We start from the raw sequence: 4,531 nt of genomic DNA on the forward strand, positions 1-4,531 counted from the left end.
CAGCCCCGTGCTTGATGCCATCTCCCTTACGGAACCGAGGAATGACTTTTAAAGTTGCTGAATTATCAGTCGTTTGCCCATTCAAATTAGTGATCCATACATATCTTGTAATAAAATGAATAAAGGGGGTTACCTAGGGTGGCTTACGGTGGTTATCCGTATCCAGTTATGCCATATGGCTATCAGGGCAGTTTTCCAGGTTATGCTGCCGGATACGGCGGTAATTTTTGCAGGGGTACCGGTGTCTGGATCGCAGTTCTTATCGTTCTTTTCATTCTCCTATTCATCTTCGGAGCCTGGTGGTGGTATGTATCTTTTTATTAAAAAGTCTCTTTGCTTGTGCGTTTTGCACAGGCTGTTTCATTTTGGTAGATTGAATGAATATTTGACAATTGTATAGGAAGTGGGGTATAAGTGGGAAAAAGGATTAATCTTCAGAAATTTTTTAGATTTAGGTTCTCCAGGAGGAAAAATGGTGAAGGTTCCATTGAAGGTCTGTTTCATTGCCCTTATTGCAGTAATCTTGTATATTTCCGGATGTTCGAAAAACAACTCTGAATCCTCGGGGATATCCAAAAAAGGGAAACCAGAAGAGATGAACTATAATATTGTGGAAGCAAAAGCTTTGAAAGTAAATGAGATTCAAGGGATCGGCTTTCCGGGTAACGATGATTCCTTATACATTGCCACTAATACCGGCTTGAAAATGTACAAAGACGGAAAGTGGTATCAATCAACAACCAATTTACATAACTATACAGGCTTTCAAGCTGTAGAAACGGGATTTGTCGCAAGCGGACACCCGCAAAAAGGAACGGGCCTTAAGAACCCGCTTGGCTTGGTGAAAAGTGAAAATAAAGGAAAGACGTTAGAAACAATCGCTTTTTACGGGAAACTGTCCTTTCGTTTCATGGCAGCGAGCTATGCCGATAAGACCATTAATGTGCTGAATGAAGAGCCGGCTGGAGATACAGGCCAAGGGGTGTATTACTCCGAGGATAACGGTGCTTCATGGAAGAAAAGTGCATTCAAAGGCTTCTCAGCTGATTCACTTGGTATGTTGGCAGTTAGCCCGAATAATGGGAATATAGTGGCCATGTCAACAAGATCAGGAGTTTATTATTCTCGCGATTACGGAAACACGATGAAACCTATTACAAGCCCTATTATGGTTACCGCCCTCGTTTTTAGCGGCGATTCTATTTTATATTCCAGTGTAGAAGACAAAAATATCTTCTTAAAGACCGTTAATCCACTAACTGCGGTGCAGGCAAATATCACGATCCCCTTCCTTGATTATGATAATCCGATTACCTATTTGGCTGTTAATCCTAAAAATATAAAACAGATCGCTTTCGCAGACTATCATAATGATGTGTATATTTCCAATGATAGGGGTAAAACTTGGACAGTTATTCTTATGGGCGGCAAAAAGGTGCCGGAGTAATATACCCGGCACTAGGTTTTCTTCTTTTTATCTTTTTCGGCACGGTAAAATTCATGAAACATTTTCATGAGAGCCCGCTTTTCAATTCTCGAAACATAGCTTCTTGAAATCCCTAATTCTTTTGCAATTTCCCGTTGTGTTTTTTCCTTTTTGAGATCGAGTCCAAAGCGACCGATAATCACTTCTTTTTCCCGTTCATCAAGGACCTCAATATATTTTTTGATTTTTTCAAGCTCCATGTTCAGCTGAATGGTATCAATCACATCTTCAGATTCAGATTTCAAGACGTCGATCAGGGAAATTTCATTTCCTTCTTTATCCTGGCCAATGGGATCATGTAAAGAAACATCTTTTTTTGTCTTCTTCAGAGCTCTTAAATGCATTAGTATTTCATTTTCAATGCAGCGGGCCGCATACGTTGCCAACTTCGTTCCTTTTCCTTCAGAATAACTCTCAATTGCTTTAATTAAACCGATCGTTCCAATTGAAATCAGATCCTCCGAATCCTCGCCAGTATTTTCGAATTTCTTTACAATATGTGCAACTAGACGTAAATTGTGTTCAATAAGCATATTGCGTGCGTGAGGATCTCCCTCGGCCATTAGGCGCAGGTACTTTCTTTCTTCTGCAGCGGAAAGGGGCTGAGGAAAGGCGTTATTCTTTACATAAGAAACGAGAAATAAAAATTCCTTTACCAAATAGCCGAGAGCTGTCAAGATTCCAGACATTACATTCACCCCCGTTTTGGACTGTTGCTTAATACTAATTCCTATGAAACAAATGGAAAAATGTGTCTGTCCAGAGTATTTTAATTAAAGATTATTTAACTTTTGTTTCACAGCTATTTTCAGCTTTAAACTTTTGCACTACAATATGTAATGGAGGTGAAAAGTATGCGTATTAAAAACTTCCGTTACGATAAAGTTGGTTTAGATCGTTTTTTTGGACCACTAGAAGCAAAGATTATGGATATTTTGTGGAATGGGAATGAAAAAAGTATTAAAGAGGTTCAAAAGATTATTGAAAAGGAACGAACTATTAATTTTAATACTGTAATGACTGTCATGAATCGATTGGTGGAAAAAAAGATTCTTAAAAAGAGGATAGTTGGGAGAACTTCACTTTATAAGCCCATTATGACAAAAATGGAATTTATTGATGAACAATCAAAAAAACTTACGGAAAACCTCTTAGATGAATTTGGCGGTATGGTCGTAAATCACATGCTTGATTCCTTAGAAGAGGTTAATCAGAGCCTGCTTGATAAACTAGAGCAAAAACTTAATCAGCTAAAAAAGGGTAATAAGAATGATTTGGAGAAATAAATCGTTTACTGTCTTTGGAGCAGGTCTATGTTTTGGTGTAGTTTTATTTATCCAGATGGGATTGTATCTTGCGAATGTTGTTTTGGGACCAGCAGTTTATGATAATATATTCCAGTATTGTATTGAGATATTTAGTAAGGGTACATTTGAATATTACACTGTTTTATTCCTAGTTAATACCTATGTGTTAATTACAATATTGAATTTATGTCAAAAGGTCATGCAACAAAAGATAAATACAAATAGACTGAAGAGAAAAATTGCTATTCTTACTAATAGGGAAAAATCGAATGAATTGAATCAGAGATTTAATCGAGGCAGAAACGATATTGTTGTCATTAATAGTAACGAATTAGTTGCTCTTACCTTTGGGTTCAGAAATCCCTTTATATTGCTTTCTACGAAGTTAATTGAGATGCTGGACCAAGCCGAGGTAGAAGCAGTAATTTACCATGAAACTTCCCACCAAAAGTATCATGATAACTTAAAAATTTTCGTTTTAAAGATCCTATCTGAAGTTATGTGGTATATTCCACTTACCAAATGGTCTTATAAAAACTATAAAATTTTGATTGAACTAGCGGCAGATGAATATGCCATTACTCGAATGGGTACCGAACTCGGATTAGGCAGTGCATTATTAAAATTGATAAAAACTAGCTTAAAAACTAAAACTCACTCCTTGTTTGTTCCTTTTACAGATGGGGCTTTAGATTATAGGATTAAACAATTAATTGAACCTTACTACGTATTACCTTTTAAAATACAAACAAAATCGATAATTATTTCGATTAATGTTATGATTTTGCTGATTATGTTAATGATAATTGTATAATGATCAGATCAAAGTGAACAAAGAAAAGGCGGGAAGTCTTTGGGGACAACCCGCTAAGTTAAGTGGTAAACAGAAATTCGATAAATAGATCATGATGCATAAAAAATAATACAGTTATGTCTTACTTCGGGAATTCTGAGTTTTCACTTGACGTATAAAATCCCAAACACTACAATCTGTAGTGTAATATTTAATATGTAATGCAAATCAAAAACCATTTCCTCTGAAACTACTAGTAAAATTAATCTAATTCTAGAAAATAATAAGTCTAGAATTTTTATATATTTTTACACTACAAAATGTAGTGTAGCAATTTTGAAAGGAGAATGAAATATGAAGAAAAATCAAGAAATTGGGTCATTACTATTAAGGGTTGTACTAGGTCTTATTTTCTTAGTACATGGTTTATCCAAATTCCAGGGAGGTATAGATAAAATTGGAGTTTGGTTCCACAGCATGGGAATACCTAGTTTCTTGGCCTATTTAGTTGCAATCATCGAATTGGCAGGTGGAATCGCCATCATATTGGGATTGGGTACAAGAATTGTTTCAGCCTTTTATGTATTAATCATGGCTGGAGCCATTCTTTTTGTAAAATTACCAGCGGGTCTAACTGGGAACGGAAAAATGCCTGGTTATGAACTAGAACTTTCATTAATGTTTATCGCTATTTACCTTGTATTAAACGGCAGCCGTTTTTTATCAATCGATACACTTTTTTTAAAGACTAAAAAGCAGGAGAGAATATTGCAAAATTAGAGAGTAAAATCTTCAACTAAGTGAATAAACAATCAGGCAGAGAATTGCCTGACCTCAAAGCTTTTAAAACAACAGGTGTTGATCATCCGCCCCAGAGATATATGACTTTTTGATTGTTTGAGAAAATAAACACATATTTATTATAAATTTAAAAATGAGTAGGGG

General features: G+C 35.8%; 6 protein-coding genes. 5 read left to right on the forward strand and 1 reads right to left on the reverse strand.

Annotated features, from left to right (window positions below):
* Positions 1-138 precede the first annotated feature (138 nt).
* Together BFU02S_RS14840 and BFU02S_RS14845 are read left to right on the forward strand one after the other, a co-directional pair.
* The gene (locus BFU02S_RS14840) at positions 139-324 is read left to right on the forward strand and encodes a hypothetical protein (protein ID WP_066372311.1); all 186 of its coding nucleotides are present in this window, start codon (positions 139-141) and stop codon (positions 322-324) included.
* A gap of 151 nt (positions 325-475) precedes the next feature.
* Positions 476-1,447 (forward strand): F510_1955 family glycosylhydrolase, encoded by a 972-nt coding sequence (locus BFU02S_RS14845; protein ID WP_157075957.1) that lies wholly within the window; start codon positions 476-478, stop codon positions 1,445-1,447.
* An 11-nt stretch (positions 1,448-1,458) separates the two neighbouring features.
* On the opposite strand, the gene sigK is transcribed toward BFU02S_RS14845, so the two are convergent.
* The gene (gene sigK, locus BFU02S_RS14850) at positions 1,459-2,175 is read right to left on the reverse strand and encodes an RNA polymerase sporulation sigma factor SigK (RefSeq protein WP_066372315.1); all 717 of its coding nucleotides are present in this window, start codon (positions 2,173-2,175) and stop codon (positions 1,459-1,461) included.
* 165 nt (positions 2,176-2,340) lie between these two features.
* On the opposite strand from sigK, the gene BFU02S_RS14855 reads away from it, so the two are divergent.
* The 3 genes from BFU02S_RS14855 to BFU02S_RS14865 all read left to right on the forward strand — a co-directional run bounded on the left by BFU02S_RS14855 (position 2,341) and on the right by BFU02S_RS14865 (position 4,366).
* Positions 2,341-2,772 (forward strand): BlaI/MecI/CopY family transcriptional regulator, encoded by a 432-nt coding sequence (locus BFU02S_RS14855; protein ID WP_066372316.1) that lies wholly within the window; start codon positions 2,341-2,343, stop codon positions 2,770-2,772.
* Positions 2,756-3,607, forward strand: a complete 852-nt coding sequence (locus BFU02S_RS14860; protein ID WP_066372317.1) for a M56 family metallopeptidase — start codon at positions 2,756-2,758, stop codon at positions 3,605-3,607. Before BFU02S_RS14855 ends, BFU02S_RS14860 begins: the two co-directional genes overlap by 17 nt.
* 333 nt (positions 3,608-3,940) lie before the next feature.
* Positions 3,941-4,366, forward strand: a complete 426-nt coding sequence (locus BFU02S_RS14865; protein ID WP_066372321.1) for a DoxX family protein — start codon at positions 3,941-3,943, stop codon at positions 4,364-4,366.
* The last annotated feature ends 165 nt before the right edge of the window (positions 4,367-4,531 follow it).

It is taken from the genome of Neobacillus fumarioli NBRC 102428, from assembly GCF_001591485.1.
Lineage (GTDB): Bacteria > Bacillota > Bacilli > Bacillales > Cytobacillaceae > Neobacillus > Neobacillus fumarioli.